The sequence below is a fragment of the Pseudomonas sp. C9 genome (assembly GCF_002000165.1).
GTDB lineage: Bacteria > Pseudomonadota > Gammaproteobacteria > Pseudomonadales > Pseudomonadaceae > Aquipseudomonas.
On sequence record NZ_MPAK01000001.1, the window covers coordinates 5,180,678 to 5,198,882 of the forward strand.

General features: G+C 57.0%; 16 protein-coding genes and 1 pseudogene. 15 read left to right on the plus strand and 2 right to left on the minus strand.

Going from position 1 to position 18,205, the window contains the following annotated elements:
* Positions 1-66: 66 nt before the first annotated feature.
* A complete protein-coding gene (locus BMS17_RS24250) occupies positions 67-507 on the minus strand; it encodes a hotdog fold domain-containing protein (protein WP_077431945.1) in 441 nt (146 codons plus the stop codon).
* A gap of 165 nt (positions 508-672) precedes the next feature.
* Between BMS17_RS24250 and BMS17_RS24255 the strand changes: the two genes are divergently transcribed.
* The 12 genes and pseudogenes from BMS17_RS24255 to BMS17_RS24310 all read left to right on the plus strand — a co-directional run bounded on the left by BMS17_RS24255 (position 673) and on the right by BMS17_RS24310 (position 13,801).
* Positions 673-1,308: a TetR/AcrR family transcriptional regulator gene (locus BMS17_RS24255; RefSeq protein WP_077431946.1), complete on the plus strand. Its 636-nt coding sequence runs from the start codon at positions 673-675 to the stop codon at positions 1,306-1,308.
* A gap of 25 nt (positions 1,309-1,333) precedes the next feature.
* A pseudogene (locus BMS17_RS24260) lies at positions 1,334-2,044 on the plus strand (GNAT family N-acetyltransferase).
* Between the two features lie 319 nt (positions 2,045-2,363).
* Positions 2,364-4,010, plus strand: coding sequence for a malate dehydrogenase (quinone) (mqo, locus tag BMS17_RS24265; RefSeq protein ID WP_077431947.1), 1,647 nt, complete (start codon positions 2,364-2,366; stop codon positions 4,008-4,010).
* Positions 4,011-4,425: 415 nt separating this feature from the next.
* Positions 4,426-6,117 (plus strand): arylsulfatase, encoded by a 1,692-nt coding sequence (locus tag BMS17_RS24270; RefSeq protein WP_256577264.1) that lies wholly within the window; start codon positions 4,426-4,428, stop codon positions 6,115-6,117.
* A 293-nt stretch (positions 6,118-6,410) separates the two neighbouring features.
* Positions 6,411-6,761, plus strand: a complete 351-nt coding sequence (locus tag BMS17_RS24275) for a metalloregulator ArsR/SmtB family transcription factor (protein ID WP_046030337.1) — start codon at positions 6,411-6,413, stop codon at positions 6,759-6,761.
* A 68-nt stretch (positions 6,762-6,829) separates the two neighbouring features.
* A complete protein-coding gene (locus tag BMS17_RS24280; protein ID WP_046030336.1) occupies positions 6,830-7,834 on the plus strand; it encodes an ArsJ-associated glyceraldehyde-3-phosphate dehydrogenase in 1,005 nt (334 codons plus the stop codon).
* Positions 7,835-7,845: 11 nt separating this feature from the next.
* Positions 7,846-9,075 carry an organoarsenical effux MFS transporter ArsJ gene (arsJ, locus tag BMS17_RS24285; protein WP_046030334.1) on the plus strand — a complete coding sequence of 410 codons (1,230 nt, stop codon included), beginning with the start codon at positions 7,846-7,848 and terminating at the stop codon, positions 9,073-9,075.
* Positions 9,076-9,199: 124 nt separating this feature from the next.
* On the plus strand, positions 9,200-9,604 hold the full coding sequence (locus BMS17_RS24290) for a DUF6632 domain-containing protein (RefSeq protein ID WP_046030332.1): 405 nt from the start codon (positions 9,200-9,202) through the stop codon (positions 9,602-9,604).
* 452 nt (positions 9,605-10,056) lie between these two features.
* Positions 10,057-10,335 carry a DUF2790 domain-containing protein gene (locus tag BMS17_RS24295; RefSeq protein WP_046030330.1) on the plus strand — a complete coding sequence of 93 codons (279 nt, stop codon included), beginning with the start codon at positions 10,057-10,059 and terminating at the stop codon, positions 10,333-10,335.
* Between the two features lie 280 nt (positions 10,336-10,615).
* Positions 10,616-11,269: a hypothetical protein gene (locus BMS17_RS24300; RefSeq protein ID WP_046030328.1), complete on the plus strand. Its 654-nt coding sequence runs from the start codon at positions 10,616-10,618 to the stop codon at positions 11,267-11,269.
* Positions 11,270-11,352: 83 nt separating this feature from the next.
* Complete coding sequence (locus BMS17_RS24305; RefSeq protein WP_046030326.1) at positions 11,353-11,559, plus strand: co-regulatory protein PtrA N-terminal domain-containing protein; 207 nt, start codon at positions 11,353-11,355, stop codon at positions 11,557-11,559.
* 838 nt (positions 11,560-12,397) lie between these two features.
* Entirely contained in the window at positions 12,398-13,801 is a 1,404-nt protein-coding gene (locus BMS17_RS24310; RefSeq protein WP_046030324.1) for an MFS transporter, read from the plus strand.
* Between the two features lie 273 nt (positions 13,802-14,074).
* On the opposite strand, the gene BMS17_RS24320 is transcribed toward BMS17_RS24310, so the two are convergent.
* Positions 14,075-15,094, minus strand: coding sequence for an AbrB family transcriptional regulator (locus tag BMS17_RS24320; protein WP_077431949.1), 1,020 nt, complete (start codon positions 15,092-15,094; stop codon positions 14,075-14,077).
* 205 nt (positions 15,095-15,299) lie between these two features.
* Between BMS17_RS24320 and BMS17_RS24325 the strand changes: the two genes are divergently transcribed.
* From BMS17_RS24325 to BMS17_RS24335, 3 genes are all read left to right on the plus strand, one after another.
* Positions 15,300-16,298: a bile acid:sodium symporter family protein gene (locus BMS17_RS24325; protein ID WP_077432219.1), complete on the plus strand. Its 999-nt coding sequence runs from the start codon at positions 15,300-15,302 to the stop codon at positions 16,296-16,298.
* Positions 16,299-16,332: 34 nt separating this feature from the next.
* Positions 16,333-16,791 carry a metallophosphoesterase family protein gene (locus tag BMS17_RS24330; protein WP_046030321.1) on the plus strand — a complete coding sequence of 153 codons (459 nt, stop codon included), beginning with the start codon at positions 16,333-16,335 and terminating at the stop codon, positions 16,789-16,791.
* 168 nt (positions 16,792-16,959) lie between these two features.
* On the plus strand, positions 16,960-18,204 hold the full coding sequence (locus BMS17_RS24335) for a DUF2235 domain-containing protein (protein WP_046030581.1): 1,245 nt from the start codon (positions 16,960-16,962) through the stop codon (positions 18,202-18,204).
* Position 18,205: the final 1 nt, after the last annotated feature.

The following is an 18,205-nucleotide window of genomic DNA, read 5'->3' on the forward strand; positions in this document are numbered from 1 at the left end:
GGTTGTCTTTACGCGACAACCTGTAGCAGCCGGACGCAGGCTGCGCCAGCTGCTAAGGATCGGGGTTCAGGAAAGCTTCACATTCATGGTGATCCGCGCCGTGAACACTTTTTTGCCTTCAGCGTCATGAATGTCCACCGGGACAATCTTGTCGCCTTCAGTCTGCCAGTCGACCTCTTCACCGTTGGCCACTGCGGTCACGTCGCTTTTGGCCTTGGCGAGGTACTCCACGCTCATGCCTTTTGGAATCCAGCGCGCGCCAGCAGGGATGGACACGTCGGTCATCATTCCGGCGGCCAGCTCGGCGGCGTTGCACATCGCAATAGCATGGACCGTACCAAGGTGGTTGGTGATCTCCCGGCTGAAGGGCACCTGGACCGTGGCGTGATCTGGACGCAACTCCGAGACCAGCGGGTTGATGGTGCTGAAGTAGGGCGCCACCTGACAGGCCATTTGGCTGAACGCTTGCGGGCCTGCGCTGTTGAACATGCTGAGAAACTGACTCATGTTGAAGCCTCACTGCTGGGTTGGTTTTACAGAATGATGTTCCGTAACAGAATAATGTTCTGTTACGGAACAGTATTCTGTTGCCGTGAAATCTGTCAACCTAGCGCGGCTTGTTCATCGGCAGTCGTCTGCCTTGTCATGGACTTTTTTTGGCCTGTGTCCCGTATGGAAACCTCAGATTTACTTGAGCGCTGCTACCCCGGCAGAAGAGCCGAACTCAAACGCGATATCTTCAGAAAGGCCCTGGCCCTGTTCAATGAACAAGGGCTGGAAGCCACGACCATCGAGATGATTCGCGCCGAGTGCGACACCAGCGTGGGCGCGATCTACCATCATTTCGGCAACAAGGAAGGTTTGGTGGCGGCGCTGTTTTTCGCCGCGCTGGACGATCAGGCCCAGCTTCGCGACCGCTATTTGAGTGAAGCAAAGACCACCCAAGAAGGCGTACACGCGCTGGTGCACAGCTTCGTCGATTGGGTCGACAGCCAGCCGGAATGGGCGCGGTTCCAGTACCACGCGCGATTTGCCGTGACCAAAGGGCCGTTCAAGGACGAGCTTGTGGCCCGCAACAAGGCGCGTAACCAAAAGCTCGGAGAATGGCTGGCGGAACCCGGCCGGCGCGATGAGTTGCGAGCGGTTCCGGCTGAACTGCTGCTATCGCTGATCATTGGCCAGTCCGACAGTTACTGCCGCGCGTGGTTGTCGGGGCGGGTGAAGGGCAGTCCGAAGGCTTACCGGGAACTGCTGGCCGAAGCAGCGTGGCGATCAATCTGTGACAATAGCCTGGCCGATGCCCAGTAAGCCTTTTCCCGGAGTCAGAATTTCAATGCCGTCACTCACCCATTTCGACGCCCCGTGCCCGGAGCCCATCAACAGCCAGATCCTGCAAATGGTCGTCGATAACCTGACCGACATCAGCATGGTCGGCATCGGTCCGAGCAACCCGCTGTACAACGTGTACCAATACACGGTCGGCTTCGAGGTGCACCTGTACCTGGAAGCACTCGACGGCTCCAAGGGCATTGCAGTCGAGCTGATCGTCGCCACCGACGATGAAGACCCGTCGAAAGTCATCGGTTTTCTGCTTTACCTACCGATCAAGGACGACCCCGATGCGTGTGGCGTGGCCTACATGGCGGTCGACGCCGGCCATCGTCGCCGAGGTGTTGCGCGCGCCATGCTGCAAGACATGACCCGCCGCTACCCGCACGCCGAGTTGACCTGCGCCGTCGCCAAGGTGCCATGGTTCGAATCGATGGGGTTTCAGGTGCTGGGTGTGCGCAGCACCCAAGTGCTGATGAACACTCGCGACCACAGTAGCGAAGGCTTGATGGGGCTGCTGGATGTGGCGTCGATCTACGGTTCGCTGGAGGTTCGACAGATCCATGCCTACTTGCTGTAGAAACACGGCAAGCGCGCAATGATCGACGCCGAGAAGCAGCGTGACCGGCATTTGGACCAGATGATCCGCAACGCCAAGGTGTTTGTGCTGAATCGTTTGGGCCAGAACGCGGCGAACGAGCCTCGTCTGGACTAGACCCGTGAGTCCTTTCCGGAGCGCACGGTCGCCCGACCGTGATATTCTGCGCGCCAACTTGGTTTGACCTAATCAGTTTGCCCGTCCCGGAGACGCGCAGACAGGATCAATGTCGCTCAAGTAGCTGAAGCCAATAATGATAAAAAGTCAGTTCAGTAGGGACATATAACTGAGGTCGATGGAGACACATCGGCCTTGTGTGCCCACCCCTCCAATCCTCATGCATGAACACCCACGACATCCTGCCTGAATGCCGTGAACCAGGGGTTTTTGACATGAAGATGGAAGGGCGGATGGCGTTTTATCATAGGTGCTACAGATGTTTAAAAAAATGAACACGGCCCTGCTGGGGCTGGCTTTGTCGATGGGGATGACTTCCGTCCACGCGGAAGAGGCAAAGAAAGTCGATGTGCTGCTGATTGGCGGCGGCATTATGAGCGCAACGCTGGGTGTCTGGCTCAATGAGCTGGAACCTGGCACCTCGATGGAAATGATCGAGCGCCTCGACGGCGTCGCCCTGGAAAGCTCCAACGGCTGGAACAACGCCGGTACCGGTCACTCCGCCCTGGCCGAGTTGAACTACACCCCGGAAGACGAGAACGGCAAAGTCCAGATCCCGAAAGCCGTTGAAATCAACGAAGCGTTCCAGATCTCCCGTCAGTTCTGGTCCTGGCAGGTTCAGCAAGGTGTGTTGAAAAACCCGCGTTCGTTCATCAATTCCACACCGCACATGAGCTTTGTGTGGGGCGATGACAACATCAAGTTCCTGAAGAAGCGCTACGAAGCCCTGCAAGCGAGCCCGTTGTTCGCCGGCATGCAGTACTCCGAAGACCCGGCTGTGATCAAGAAGTGGGTTCCGCTGATGATGGAAGGGCGCGACCCGAACCAGAAAATCGCGGCCACCTGGTCGCCGATCGGCACCGACGTGAACTTCGGCGAGATCACCCGCCAGTTCGTGGCGCACCTGCAAACCACGCCAAAGTTCGACTTGAAGTTGTCTAGCGAAGTGCAAGACATCACCAAGAACGAAGACGGCACCTGGCGCGTCAGCTACAAAAACCTGAAAGACGGCACCAAGTCCGAAACCGACGCCAAGTTCGTGTTCATCGGCGCCGGCGGCGGTGCACTGCACCTGCTGCAGAAGTCCGGCATTCCGGAAGCCCAGGAATACGCAGGCTTCCCGGTCGGCGGCTCGTTCCTCGTGACCGAAAACCCGACCATCGCCGAACAACACCTGGCCAAGGCCTACGGCAAAGCCTCCGTTGGCGCACCGCCGATGTCGGTTCCGCACCTGGACACCCGCGTCCTGGACGGCAAGCGCGTCATCCTGTTTGGCCCATTCGCGACCTTCAGCACCAAGTTCCTGAAGGAAGGTTCGTACATGGACCTGCTGACCACCACCACCACGCACAACGTGTGGCCGATGACCAAGGTCGGCATCAAGGAATACCCGCTGGTCGAGTACCTCGCCGGCCAACTGATGCTGTCTGACGAAGACCGCATGAACGCCTTGAAAGAATACTTCCCGAACGCCAAAGCCGAAGACTGGCGCCTGTGGCAAGCCGGCCAACGCGTGCAAATCATCAAGCGCGATGAAGCCGCTGGCGGCGTGCTGAAGCTGGGTACCGAAATCGTTGCCTCCGCTGACGGCTCGATCGCCGGCCTGCTGGGCGCATCGCCGGGTGCGTCGACTGCTGCGCCGATCATGCTGACCGTGCTGCAGAAAGTGTTCAAGGACAAGGTGGCTTCGCCGGCGTGGCAGGAGAAGCTGCACCAGATCGTGCCGAGCTATGGCACTCAGTTGAACGGCAGTCCTGAGAAGGTTGCGCAGGAGTGGGCTTACACCGCGAAGGTGTTGGAGCTGACTCCGCCGCCGGTGATTCCGCAGTTGGCGGCTCCGGTTGTTGCTCCGGCTGAGGCTGGGAAGGCGCCGAAGACTAATGCTGCGAGTGATATGGCTTTGTAAGTAGAAGCTGAATTGGAAAGCCCACTGAACCGGTGACGGTCAGTGGGCTTTTTTGTGGGGAGTGATTTTCTGCGAGGGATAGATTCAACTCGTTCGCATTTTTGTAAACCTTCTTTCCCGAACCTTGTCATTTTCTCTCGGCCATCGACGCGAGTCTCATTTGTCAGGGCGACAACGTAGGGCAGCAGGGAGCGTCGTATTTGCCTTCGCCAAATAAGTGCGCTGATCCCTGTATTCGCCCCATCGTCTAGACTCATCCATCCACGAACTGACGTTTGCCGCACCGCAAGGCTGGAGGGTCATAATCATTATCCATTCGCGCTTTTCGAGGGAGGTGCAGCGGTAGTCAGAAGTAGCTGTACGCCTATATCAACAGATAGAGGAACACGCTATGAGACTTAAACAGATGGTGCTGGTGGGGTTGGCCACCAGCGGCATGATGTTGGGAGCGTTTTCACCAACGCTCACCCAAGCAGCCGACAAAAAGCCCAATATTCTGTTCATCATGGGAGATGACATCGGCTGGATGCAGGTCGGGGCTTATCAGAACGGACTGGGGTTTGATACGACACCCAATCTGGACCGAATCGCCAATGAAGGCGCCAAGTTCATGACTTACTATGCCGAGCAAAGTTGCACGGCTGGCCGCAACGCTTTTTTCACCGGCATGACCCCCTTGCGCACCGGCATGATTCCGCCGCAATTGCCTGGCAGCCCCTCTTACCTGCGACCAGGCACACCGGCACTCGCCAAGTTCCTGCTGGACCAGGGCTACACCACTGGTGAGTTCGGCAAGAATCACTTGGGAGATCACCCCGACGCACTGCCTACAGCACACGGCTTCCAGGAGTTTTGGGGCTACCTCTATCACCTGGATGCCATGCAGCAGGTCAGCTTTCCGGACATCAACAAAAGCCCTACCGAACAGGGCATTGCCCCACCGTGCCAAACGGAGCTCATTCCAGGGGTGCCGGGAGTGCCAGGAGCCGTCGCCCCCAAAACCACCGTTTGCCTGACACCACCGCGGCCTGTTTTGGCCTGTGCGTCCAAGGACGGCTCGTCAAAGAACCAGACGTGCAAGGATGAGGGGCCGCTCACCCTGGAACGCTCGAAAACGGTGGATGAAGAAATTTCAGCCAAGGTTATCGACTTCCTCGACCGCAACGACCCAAAGACGACCGACAAGCCCTTTTTTGTCTGGTACAACCCGGCGCGCATGCATGTAACCACCGTGTTCTCGCCCAAGTATGAGGCCATGCTGGGTGAACGAGGTGGTAACGACTGGGGTATCCAGGAAGTCGGCATGAAGCAGATGGACGACAATATCGGCCTGGTGCTGAAAAAGCTCGAGAGTATGGGGCAGCTGGACAACACCATCGTGGTGTTCACCACAGACAACGGTGCAGAAAGCCAGACATTCCCCGATGGTGGCATGACGCCCTTCAAGGCCGGCAAGCTGACGACCTGGGAAGGCGGCATGCGTGTACCGGCGCTGATCCGTTGGCCCGGTCAAATCAAGCCCGGTACGGTGTATGACGACATCGTTGCCTCCTACGACTGGATGCCGACACTGGTTGAAATCGCAGGCGGCCCGAAAGGCAACGAACTCAACGCGCAGATCATGGCCGGCAAGTACCCGGGCATCGTCAAAACCAAGCTGCAGGGCGTCAATCAACTGGACTATCTGACAGGCAAATCGAACAAGTCAGCGCGCGATACATTCTTGTACTACACCGGGGCTACACCCTCGGCCGTACGCTACAAGAACTGGAAGATTTACTTCACCATGGAAGGGTCATCCGGCGCTTCAGCACTGGCAGGCCCACAGCAGTATGGCTGGGCGCAGGTGCAAAATATTCGCAGGGATCCGTTCGAACAGGCCGTAGGCGAAGAGCAGAAGTCGGTGCTGTCTATCGGCGGTGCATTGGCGGCACCCAGCACGGCCTATCTCTACGATTGGAACCTGTTGCCGGTTGGCCAGCAATTATGGCTACAGGAACTTGAGTCCTTTGCCGAGTTCCCGCCCCTGCAATCGCCGGAGTCCTACAACCTCGTGCAGGTCCTGGATCAAGTCAAGGCGATGAGCAAGAAGGTACCAGGCCAGTAGGCGTGTGAAGCGAGAAAGCCAGGGCGCTCTGCCCCTGGCTTTCTCGGCTGCGGGTAATCAAATCAATTCCGATTGTATTGGGGGATGTGACGGCATAGGCGAAAAGCTGGGTTTGCTTGCCAAAACACCCGCTGCGGATCGATCGCGGCGCCAAAAACAGGCAACGATAGGCTAGAAGCAGGCACTGAAGGCGTTCATTAAGCATTGAATATTTCACTGGCATGCCAATGTCAGGTCTTTCTCAATTCATAAATATCCGTATATTCGTATGTTCATATATATGAGCCACTCCGATGAACCTCCTGCCTGCCACTGTCTTCAAATGCCTGGGTGATGAAACCCGCGCAAGGGTCATGTTACTGCTCTGCGCACAAGGTGAACTCTGCGTATGCGAACTGATCTGCGCACTCGGTGACAGTCAACCCAAGATTTCACGCCACCTGGCTCAGTTGCGTAGCTGCGGACTGCTCGAAACTCGCCGTCAAGGGCAATGGATTTACTACCGACTGAACGTTGAGCTTCCACAGTGGGTCATCGACGTAATCCAGGTCACGCTTGAGGCCAACCGCCACTGGCTGAGCCAGGACGAAAAACGCCTTGATCAGATGGGTGAGCGTCCCGAGCGCCAGGCAGCATGTTGCTGAGATAGCTGTTAATTCAATCAAACCATCTACTGCCCCTCCGAAGTCAGCACACGAAAGAGAACAACATCATGAGCATCAAAGTAGGTATCAACGGTTTCGGTCGAATCGGTCGTCTTGCATTGCGCGCCGCTTGGCACTGGCCCGAGTTTGAATTCGTGCAAATCAATGACCCTGCTGGCGACGCTACCACCCATGCGCACCTGATCAATTTCGATTCGGTGCACGGCCGTTGGCACAACGAAGCCAGCGCCGATGGCGATTGCGTGGTCATTGACGGTCGACGCATTCGGGTGACGGCCAACCAATCCATCGCCGACACTGACTGGTCCGGCTGCGATTTAGTCATCGAAGCCAGTGGCAAAATGAAGTCCGTTGGCGTGCTTCAGGCGTATCTGGAACAAGGTGTGAAGCGCGTGGTGGTCTGCGCACCGGTGAAGGAGCAGGGCGCGCTGAACATCGTCATGGGCGTCAATCAGCACCTGTTCGATCCGGCTCGGCACCGTATTGTTACCGCCGCATCCTGCACCACCAATTGCCTGGCTCCGGTGGTCAAAGTGATCCACGAAAACCTCGGTATTCGCCATGGTTCGATCACCACGATCCACGACCTGACCAATACGCAAAGCATCCTCGATCAGCCGCACAAGGACCTGCGTCGCGCCCGTGCTTCGGGCATGAGCCTGATCCCGACCAGCACAGGCTCGGCGACAGCCATTGCGGAAATTTTCCCGGAGTTGCGTGGCCGCCTGAACGGCCATGCCGTGCGCGTACCACTGGCCAATGCCTCTCTTACCGACTGCGTGTTCGAGGTGGAGCGTGCGACTTCGGTGGATGAAGTCAATGAGTTGCTCAAATCTGCGGCTGCTGGTCCGCTCAAAGACATCCTCGGTTATGAGGAGCGTCCACTGGTTTCGATCGACTACCGCACCGATCCGCGCTCCTCGATCATCGATGCGCTTTCGACCATGGTGGTGAACGGCACCCAAGTGAAGATCTACGCCTGGTACGACAACGAGTGGGGGTACGCCAACCGCGTTGTCGAACTGGCCAAACTGGCCGGCTTGGCCGGTTAACAGCGGTGGTCATGAAGGCGTCGTCAGCCCTTTCCCCGGAAGTTCGGCAGTACCTGCTGGTCACCGGCAACTACTGGGCCTTCACCCTCACCGATGGCGCACTGCGCATGTTGGTGGTATTGCATTTCCACACATTGGGCTACTCGCCGCTGCACATTGCCGCGCTGTTCCTGTTCTACGAAATTTTTGGCGTCATCACCAACCTGGTGGGCGGCTACCTGGGCGCTCGCCTGGGCTTGAATCGCACGATGAATATCGGTCTTGGCCTCCAGGTCGCCGCCTTGCTGATGCTCACAGTACCAGTCGCTCTACTGACCATTCCTTGGGTGATGGGCGCTCAAGCATTGTCCGGTATCGCCAAGGACCTCAATAAGATGAGTGCCAAGAGTTCGATCAAACTTTTGGTGCCCGACCAGCAGCAGGGCACGCTTTATCAGTGGATAGCCGTCCTCACCGGCTCAAAAAACGCCCTCAAGGGTGTGGGCTTCTTCCTGGGCGGTGCCTTGCTGGCATGGCTGACGTTCAGAGGGGCGGTGCTGCTGATGGCAACGGTATTGGCGCTAATCTGGATCGCGAGCCTGTTCTTGCTGCAAAAGGATCTGGGCAGAGCCAAGGCCAAGCCGAAGTTCCGCGAAATGCTCTCCAAGAGCCGAGCGATCAACATCCTCTCGGCGGCGCGGCTGTTTCTTTTTGGTGCTCGCGATGTGTGGTTTGTCGTCGCCTTGCCGGTGTACCTGAGTGAAGTACTGGGCTGGGACTTTTGGCGGGTGGGTGGATTTCTGGCAGCCTGGATCATCGGCTACGGCATCGTTCAGTCTCTCGCCCCGAACATCACCGGGAAGACGCGTGGCCATGTCCCGGATGGGCGAGCGGCCTTCATGTGGGCGGCTTCGCTGGCCGGCTTCCCGGCCACTATCGCCCTCGGCCTCTCGGCGGGCGGGTCACCCCAGGTTGTGCTCCTGGGTGGATTGATGATCTTCGGTGCGCTGTTTGCGGTGAACTCCTCCTTACACAGCTACTTGATCATCTCCTATGCAAAAGAGGACGGGGTATCGCTGGATGTGGGTTTCTATTACATGTCCAACGCATTGGGGCGGCTGCTCGGTACCGTACTGTCTGGTTGGATTTACCAAGCCTACGGACTGGAAGCTTGCCTGTGGGTTTCTACGGCCTTTGTCATGCTGGCCGCGCTGATTTCCATCGGCTTGCCCAAACACGCCAAAGCGATACCTTCGACATGACAAAAGGAAAGAGGACAGATTTATTTTCCGGAAATAAATCCATCCCCTTTTTCTGCTTTTTCTGTGAAGGTGTTATCACCCCACTTGGGGTCAATTTAGAGTTAGACCCAAAGAGGAGTCCGCCATGACCGTAGTCGATCGCCTCAGGTATTTGCGCGTCGTTCTAGTTTTGGCTGGCCTCGCGTGCCTTGCTCTCTACCCACTTATGTTGTTCTGGCCGTCCGGCTGGGCCTGGCACGTCGGTCACTCGGACTACCCGATAATGATCGTTGGCATCTACGCCACACTTGGCGTGTTCTTGATCCTGGCCGCACGTGATCCATTAGCCAATCTGAGCCTAATCTGGTTCACCGTGTGGTCTAGCGCCGTACACGGAGGAATCATGGCCGTCCAGGCGGTCACCCAGCCGGGGCAAATGGGGCACTTGGCAGGTGACGTGCCGGCGCTCTTCATCGTGGCGGTTGCCTTGGCCATCTTGACGCCCCGCTCGCAATTGGCCACTCGGCCCCGGACACACAATGGGGCCTAAGAGCAGGTTTGACTGTCAGGATCGGGACGAAAGTCGCGTTTCTACGCAAATTTTTGGTCTGCTGATCAACCAAATGCCGACAGATTTTACGTAGCAACGCAGTCTTCAAGACTGTGCCGCTTTTTTTCACAGCCTGGGGCGTTTTCTGCCTGTCACGAGAGCTTGAATTCGCCATCATTCGTACTCAGCTGACTGAATTGAAAGTACTGATTCACCTTGCGTAAAAATCCGTCATGACATGTTATGACCTCCTTCAAAAACGGACTTTGACCAACAAATACGGGGGTTAAAGGACGAATGGTCGAGAGGTGTCAAGCGCGGTGAGTTGCTGGGAGTTTGCAGCCACTACATGCTTTTCAGGCAGGCGCGTTCGTCGCGGGGAAGTGAACTTCATTTTCTTCACGTGTCACATTAGGTCCTCGTCAAGTGAACTTCAGCAGAGGTACAGCCTAATGAACATGGCCACAGTAGTCAGTGCCGTGATTTCGAGTCTCGCACCAAGTGTCTTTGACCAGAACGGCTTGCAAGAGCCCGGCGCGCATGTGTCAGCCGTCGATTACCACTACGGAATGGAAATCGATGTGAAGCAAGTACTGCGGCGCACCGATACATCCGATAAGACTGGCGTAGTACCAGTGACCCTGGTTTACCTGGACAGCCAAGGCGAGGTTCACAAACTTCGTTTCCTCGAATGGGGCGGAAGCCCGGCCAACCCCACCAGCGTGACCTGATCCGCTCACCGACAGGGTTCTGGGCCTCGCCTGCCCCCCCCCCAGAAGCGCAAGTTAAACCTCATATGTATTAAGTACGAATGAAGTTTTTGTTACCTTAAAATGGACATGATCGAATGATTAAAAGTTCATTCGCCAAAATCGCTATTATCTTGGCAGCGTATTACTGCAAGAGTATTTGATAATAATTATTGGATCCTAATTGCAATCAGCAACGGCAAACTCTAATTAAGTCGTGTCGTGAGTTATGTTGATTCACTATTGAAGTCAAGAGGTCACCATGGAACTTAGTATGCTTTCTTCGTCCACCGTGGAATATGTGCGTTTGGGTGTTGTGTATTTCCATCTTATCGCTTGCTGCGTAGCAATCGGGCTGGTGTTGACCAGTGACATTGCAATGGTCAAGCAACTCCTCAAAGGGGATGTGTCGGGTCACCATGATGACGCGCATATGGAAAGTCTTCAAAAGACCGTAGTGCTTGCACTTGTCGCTCTGTGGATTACGGGCATTGGTATTGTCGGGATAGATTATGCCGGCAAGGGAATGGAATATTTCCTCAATCCAAAATTGCAAGCCAAGATCGGGATAGTTGTGCTGTTGACCTTTAACGGTTTCCTCTTGCATAGCGCTGTATTGCCGGCCCTGAAAAAAGCCGGTTCGTTGCTGAAACTCTCCTTTAGCTTGCGGATGCTGGCGCTGTTCTCCGGCGCCCTCTCTGGCGTGTCGTGGTTCTATGCCGCCATGCTGGGTGTTGGTCGTCCGCTGGCCTGGAAGTACTCGCTGGTGGAGTTGCTGGCAGCCTATCCGGTTCTCATCGTCGGTGGATTTGGAATGATGGTGCTGCTCACTGCCTGGGCAAAAAACAGAGACGCTCAAGAGCGCATGGAGCAAGGCGCCTGGGGCGCCAGAAGCACCGCCCTGGCTGGATGGTGAAGCCCGGTTGAATAAGCAAGTTCAGCTTTAACAAATGAATTCCGTTGTTAACCGTTAATAAAATCTCACGTGAGGATACCCAAATGAAATCTATGAAAGCTCTCTTCGTAGTCGCCGCTTTGACCGCTTCTTCCCTGGCGATGGCCACAGGTGGCGGTGACCGAACCTTCACACGCATGGAGTCGGCCCGGAAAGTGTCGATGGAAGCCTTCCAGGTTGCGCAGAAACAGAAGGCTGAAGCCGCTGTAGCTCAAAGCAAAGCCAAGGCGACCGATCGCACCAACAGCTGATCTGTGTAGCGCGTTCCCGGGCAGGGCTGTCGGTAAACCTAATGTTGGATCAAGTAGATCTACAAGGGTAGGCGAGGGCGTTGTTCCAGCGTGGTGAGCAGTAAAAAGCCCCGCTCCCTTTTAAGGGGCGGGGCTTTATACATTTCAGCAATGTCGCAAAGACAAAGCGTCATGGTGAAAGGTGCTGACTTTGGAAAAGCTCCTTCCTGGGTACTCAAAACGGATTGAAGAGTCGCCATTCCGCCGTCTGTGCGGGGATATTGGTCGTCGTACAACGAGATTTTGTTTCGAATTCCCCACAACCTGCCATCAACACCCGTAACGCCAAAACGCCAACACTCCTGCAGCTAGCGCCGTCTGTACCCATCCGCAAATTTTATCGCAACCCCGTCACCCAGACCAACGGCCATCTTTCAGATTGACAGCCCAACCTCAATCTCGCTATAAAAGGCGCAGTTGTACGACGACAGACGAGACATCGACTGTTCATCCTAAAAATAAAAAAGCGTGTCGGCCCTCATCATGAATTCATCTAGCGTACTCAGCCCCCTCTACGTCGCTTCTTCTGGCCCGATCCTGTCTGCTTGCGCGCCCGCGCAATCGGCTGTGTTGCAGGCGACTGCCCCGTCAAACCCCTGCCAGCACTCGCGACACGTCTACCTCCAGCCGTAAAAAGATGCACCGGCGGCGGGGTACAGCATTCGAGTTAATCGAAAGTTACGGCTGAACCTGACCAGCCTCGACGTGGATTCCTCGCGTTTTGGCGATGCTTTACGACACACTTGATCTCGCTTGAAACCGAGAGATCATCACCATAATCCAATAATAAAGTGATGCCATGAATCTGAACGAGCCCATCAATGCGCAACGCGTCGGCCAAACGGTCGGCAAATATCGCTGGACGATCTGTGCACTGTTGTTTTTCGCCACCACCGTCAATTACCTGGACCGTCAGGTACTGAGTCTGTTGGCGCCGCAACTGTCGACGCAGTTTGGTTGGAGTAACACTGATTACGCCAACATTGCCGCGGTTTTCCAGTTCGTGTACGCGATTTCCATGCTGTTTGCCGGCCGCTTCGTCGACAAGATCGGCACCAAGAAAGCGTATATGTTCGCGATTGGTATCTGGTCCACGGGCGCGGTCATGCACGCCTTTGCGGTGCCAATGGGTGAGGGCATCGGTGCGCTGAGCAGTGCACTCGGCCTGGCGGTCATTCCGGTTTCGATTGCGGGTTTCATGCTGTCGCGCGCTGTGCTGGCGATTGGTGAAGCGGGTAACTTCCCGATTGCGATCAAGGCCACCGCCGAATACTTCCCGAAGAAGGAACGTTCTTTCGCCACCGGCATCTTCAACTCCGGCGCCAACGTGGGCGCAGTCCTGGCACCGATTTGCGTGCCGCTGATTGCCGGCATTTGGGGCTGGGAAGCCGCGTTTATCGTGATCGGTATGTTGGGCTTCGTCTGGGTCGCTGTCTGGATCGCACTTTACGAGAAGCCAGATCAGCAAAAGCGTCTGTCGGCTGAGGAACTGGCTTACATCCGCAGCGATGAAGGGGTGCAAGTGGCTACGCCTGAAGTGAAGGGTGTCGCGGCCAAAAAAGTATCGTGGTTCAAGTTGCTGACCTACCGTCAGACTTGGGCCTTTGCTTTCGGCAAGTTCATGACCGACGGCGTGTGGTGGTTCTTCCTGTTCTGGCTGCCGACCTATCTGTCGGCGCAATACGGCATGAAGGGCGCGGACATCGTGTTGCCACTGGCCGTGTTGTACAGCATGACCATGGTCGGCAGCATCGGCGGGGGCTGGTTCCCGAGCTACTTCATGGCGCGCGGCGACAAGCCGTATGACGGCCGCATGAAAGCCATGCTGGTGATCGCGCTGTTCCCGTTGGTGGTGCTGCTGGCGCAGCCATTCGGTTACATCAGCTTCTGGGTGCCGGTGCTGCTGATCGGTGTTGGCGCGTCGGCTCACCAGGCGTGGTCGTGCAACATCTTCACGACCGTGTCCGACATGTTCCCGCAAAAAACCATCGCTTCCGTGGTCGGCATTGGCGGCATGGCGGGTGGTTTGGGCGGTGTCGTGATGACGAAGGTGGGTGGTTACGTGTTCGACTACTACAAATCGATCAACGATATTCACACCGGCTACATGATCATGTTCGCCATCTGTTCGCTGGCCTATCTGGTGGCCTGGAGCGTGATGAAAACGCTGGTGCCACGCCATAAGGAAATCACCGATCTGTAAGCGGCGATTGATGCAATAGAAAGCCCCGTCCCACGTGAGTGGGGCGGGGCTTTTTCGTTTGCAGGATCAAATCTGATCCGTATTTTTCTGAGGAATCTGAATCTGTAATGCGCTCAGTTGCGGGCTCAGAATGAAGGCACGCAGCAACCTCACAATTCAGGAGGCCCCAATGGGCAAGATGGCACTCTTCCTCGGTGGATTTCTGGTGTTGACCATTCTGATTGGTGCACTGGCCACGATCTCTCCCGCTTAATCCTTTCCTGCGACCCCTGATCAAACATCTTCCCGCCAGCGCCGGGCCTGCACGATCAATGCGGGGGCGAAGTGCAGCACGACCATGCGCATCAGGTGGTGAGTGAGGATGAACACGACGTTCAGCCCGCCACTGAAGGCGACGATGGCGATGGTCTCGACAGCGCCCGGTATGTACGCCAGCCACAACGACAAGGGGTCGCTGCCCAGCACCCGACCCGCCACCCCGGCGAACGCCGCGGCGATCAGCAACATCAAGGCGACGGACATCAGTCCGGCGCGGCCGTGGTGCCATAGCTGCGCGAGGCTGATGTCCTTGAATTTCGAGCCAATCAACACACCAAGCAGGACCGCCGCCGAGTCGACACTCCAGGCGGGCATCTGGAATCCGTGGAGGTAGCCCAGCTTGACGTAGACGCCCGTGAGGACGATGGCCGTGAGCATGAACGGCGCCGGCACGCCGACGTTCAAGAGCAAACGCCCGAGCAACAAACACATGGCGATCAGCGACAGCAGGGTCAACGCCATGCTCATGTCCAGCGGGCTGCTCTGGGCAATCGCCAGGTGGGTCTGCCCGGGAATACAAAAGCTGACGAGGAGGGTGATGGACAGCAGTCGAACCAGATGCACGACGATCACTTTGCTGGACGCTCGTTCGGACTCCAGCAAGTCGAACACGGCGGCGAGGGCGCCGGGGTAGACGGCGAGGAGGGTGTCCTTGCGGTTCCAGCCGGCGACCTTGAGCAACGAGAAACCGGCCACGGTGCTTTGCACCACCAGGCACAAAAGCATCAAGCCCAGGCTGGGCAACATGGCGGCGACTGTCTGGCTGTCCCACGCGGTGAACATCAGGCCAGTCGCGATCCCCAATACGAGTTGCACGTAGCCGAGGCTGAAACGCACGGTGGGAGAGAATCGAAAACGGCTGGCGATGACGGCGGTTGCGAGTATCGAGCCCAATAACAGGCCATGAGGGATACCGGCGTGTTGCAGCGCGGTGCCGACGCCGGCGGCGATCAGCAAATACAACAGGGTTTTCATGAGTCGTCCTTGATTCGTGAGTGAGCCCGATACGTCCATCCGGGCCAGCCACGTTTTCCCACCTAACCGCATGAGGCGTCAAGAACGATGGTTGACTCATCAGTCATGTCCTTTAGGCGACATCTCCTGGCTTACTAGCGTTAGTCGGTAATCATCAGGCGCGTTAGAGTCGTCATCACGTTCCTGGCAAACCTGGATGATCCTGATGACGCGTCCCCGTTTCTTACCCGACAACTTCACCTTGACCCTGATTGGCGTCGTGCTGCTGGCCAGCGTGTTGCCCGCCAGCGGTCAGGTGGCGGTGGGCTTTGGGTGGCTGACCAACGTCGCCATCGCCCTGCTGTTTTTTCTGCATGGCGCCAAACTGTCACGCGAGTCGATCATTGCCGGGGCCGGGCATTGGCGCCTGCATTTGCTGGTGTTCAGCCTGACCTTTGTGGTGTTCCCGCTGCTCGGTCTGGCGCTCAAACCGGTGCTGTCGCCACTGATCGGTGATGATCTGTACATGGGCATGTTGTACCTCTGCGCACTGCCTGCGACGGTGCAGTCGGCCATTGCCTTTACCTCGCTGGCGCGCGGCAATATTCCGGCGGCGATTTGCAGTGCGGCGGCGTCCAGTCTGTTCGGGATCTTCCTCACACCACTGCTGGTGACGCTGCTGCTGAATGTGCAGGGCGATGGCGGCTCGACCCTCGATGCGATTGTGAAGATCAGCGTGCAACTGCTGCTGCCGTTCATTGCCGGGCAGATCGCACGCCGCTGGATCGGTGCCTGGGTCGGGCGCAACAAGAGTTGGCTGAAGTTCGTTGATCAGGGCTCGATTCTTTTAGTCGTTTACGGCGCGTTCAGCGAAGCGGTGACCGAGGGCATCTGGCACCAGATTCCGCTGTGGGAACTGGCCGGGCTGGTGGTGGCGTGCTGCGTGTTGCTGGGGTTGGTATTGGTGGCTTCCACGGTGCTGGGCAAAGCCTTTGGTTTCAACATGGAAGACCGCATTACCATTCTGTTCTGCGGCTCGAAGAAGAGTCTGGCCACCGGTGTGCCGATGGCGCAGGTGCTGTTCGCCGGCAGCACCATCGGCGTGTTGATCCTGCCGTTGATGTTGTTCCATCAAATTCAGCTGATGGTCTGTGCGGTGCTGGCCCAGCGCTACGCCAATCGCCAGGAATCGGTTGCTGAACTGATGGCGCAAGTAGATCCTTGATCGCGTCAGACCCCGACCTCAACGGGAGCGATGCATGAAGGTTGGCGTGATTTCCGATACCCACGGTTTGCTCCGCCCCGAAGCCCTTGCGGCCCTGGAAGGGTGCGAGCGGATCATTCACGCGGGCGACATCGGCAGCCCGGACATCCTCGATCAACTGGCGTCCATTGCTCCACTGCATGTCGTGCGCGGCAACAATGACGTGGACGCGCCATGGGCCGCGCATCTGGATGATCTTCTGCGTTTCGACCTGAAGGGTTGGGGCACTTTGCTGGTGCATGACATCGCCGATGTCCCGGCCGCGCTCGATGCCGGCATCAAACTGGTGATCACCGGGCACTCGCACAAGCCATGCATCGAATGGCGCGGCGATCAGCTGTTCCTCAATCCCGGCAGCGCGGGGCGGCGGCGTTTCAAGTTGCCGGTGACGCTGGCGTTGGTTGAGGTGTTGGAGACTTCAATTGAACCGCGCATGGTCTCGTTACTGAACTAGCTTTATGGCTAAGCGCCATTAACTCTGCTATGCCTTGGATAGCCCTCCACGATTTACCGCAGCAGTTGTCACGACACGGATGTGGGGCCACACCGTCCCTCGCTTGCCGACAGGAAGCGCGGGAACCCCACTTTGCCGGGCAACAAGATTGCGGAGAGCACACAGACCATGGCGCGCCAACTGATTCTCTGTATCGATGGAACGAACAACCGCTTCTGTGACAAACCCACCAATGTGCTCCGGGTGTTTCGGTCATTACCCAAGAACAGCAGTGAGCTTCTGAGCTATTACGATCAGGGTGTGGGCACGTTCGGGTTAAGTGAAACCCTGTTCGAATGGGAGAAGGTACCGTCGCGAATTGCCGGGCTGGCGTTTGGTTGGGGGATCAAGCGTAACGTGCTCAATGCCTACCGTTTTCTCATGGAGAACTATCAGGAAGGCGATCAGATTTTCATCTACGGTTTTTCTCGCGGTTCCTATGCTGCCCGGGTCCTGGCAGCCATGATTCATACGCTTGGGCTGCTACCGGCCCACCAGGCTCAACAACTGGACTTTGCCTGGTCATTACTGACCACACGAACACGTTCCGAAAAAGGTGCGCCCGAACCTTCCCTCAAGCGGCCGTGGAGCTATTTCTGGTGGCGCCTGACCGCGGACAAGCGACCGGATTTTTCCTTGATGACGCAGTTCAAGGAATCCTTTTCCCAGGATGTCGATGTCTACTTTCTCGGGTTGTTCGACACCGTGAGTTCAGTGGGTTGGGTGTATGACCCGTTGGTCGTTCCCTATACCGCAAACAATCCAAGCGTACGCACCATCCGTCATGCGGTGTCCATTGACGAGCGACGCTGTTTTTTCCGCCAGAACCTATGGAATGTCGCCAAGGCCGCGGACCTGAAACAGGTGTGGTTCGCCGGCGTGCATTGCGATGTCGGTGGCGGCTACCCGTTGGAAGAATCGCAGCTTGCCCTGATTGCCTTGCGCTGGATGATTGGGGAGAGCCTGGAGGCCGGGTTGAACATCGATGATGCATCGTGTCGTGGCGAACTCCATCCCAAGACCTGCCCGGTAGCGGATCCGCTGGCACAAGCCCACCAATCGCTGTCCCGATGGTGGATGATTGCGGAGTGGGTGCCGCGCTTGAGGTGGGACCCCAAAACTCACACTCGAACGCTCAAGTTTGGCTCGATGCCGCCATTCGGCAAACCCAGAGCGCGAGAGATTCCCCAGCCTGAGCCCGGGCAGAAAGTCTGGGTGCATGAATCCGTGATGGTGCGCCTGAACGGATCGTTGACCACCGGCCAGCCGTGGGGAGATCAGCTGAAATACGAGCCTGAAAACCTGCTGTGCATAGATCCAGCACTGATTGATCAGGTTTTCGACGCTCCGGACCTTGCTCCGCGTGGGTTATAGG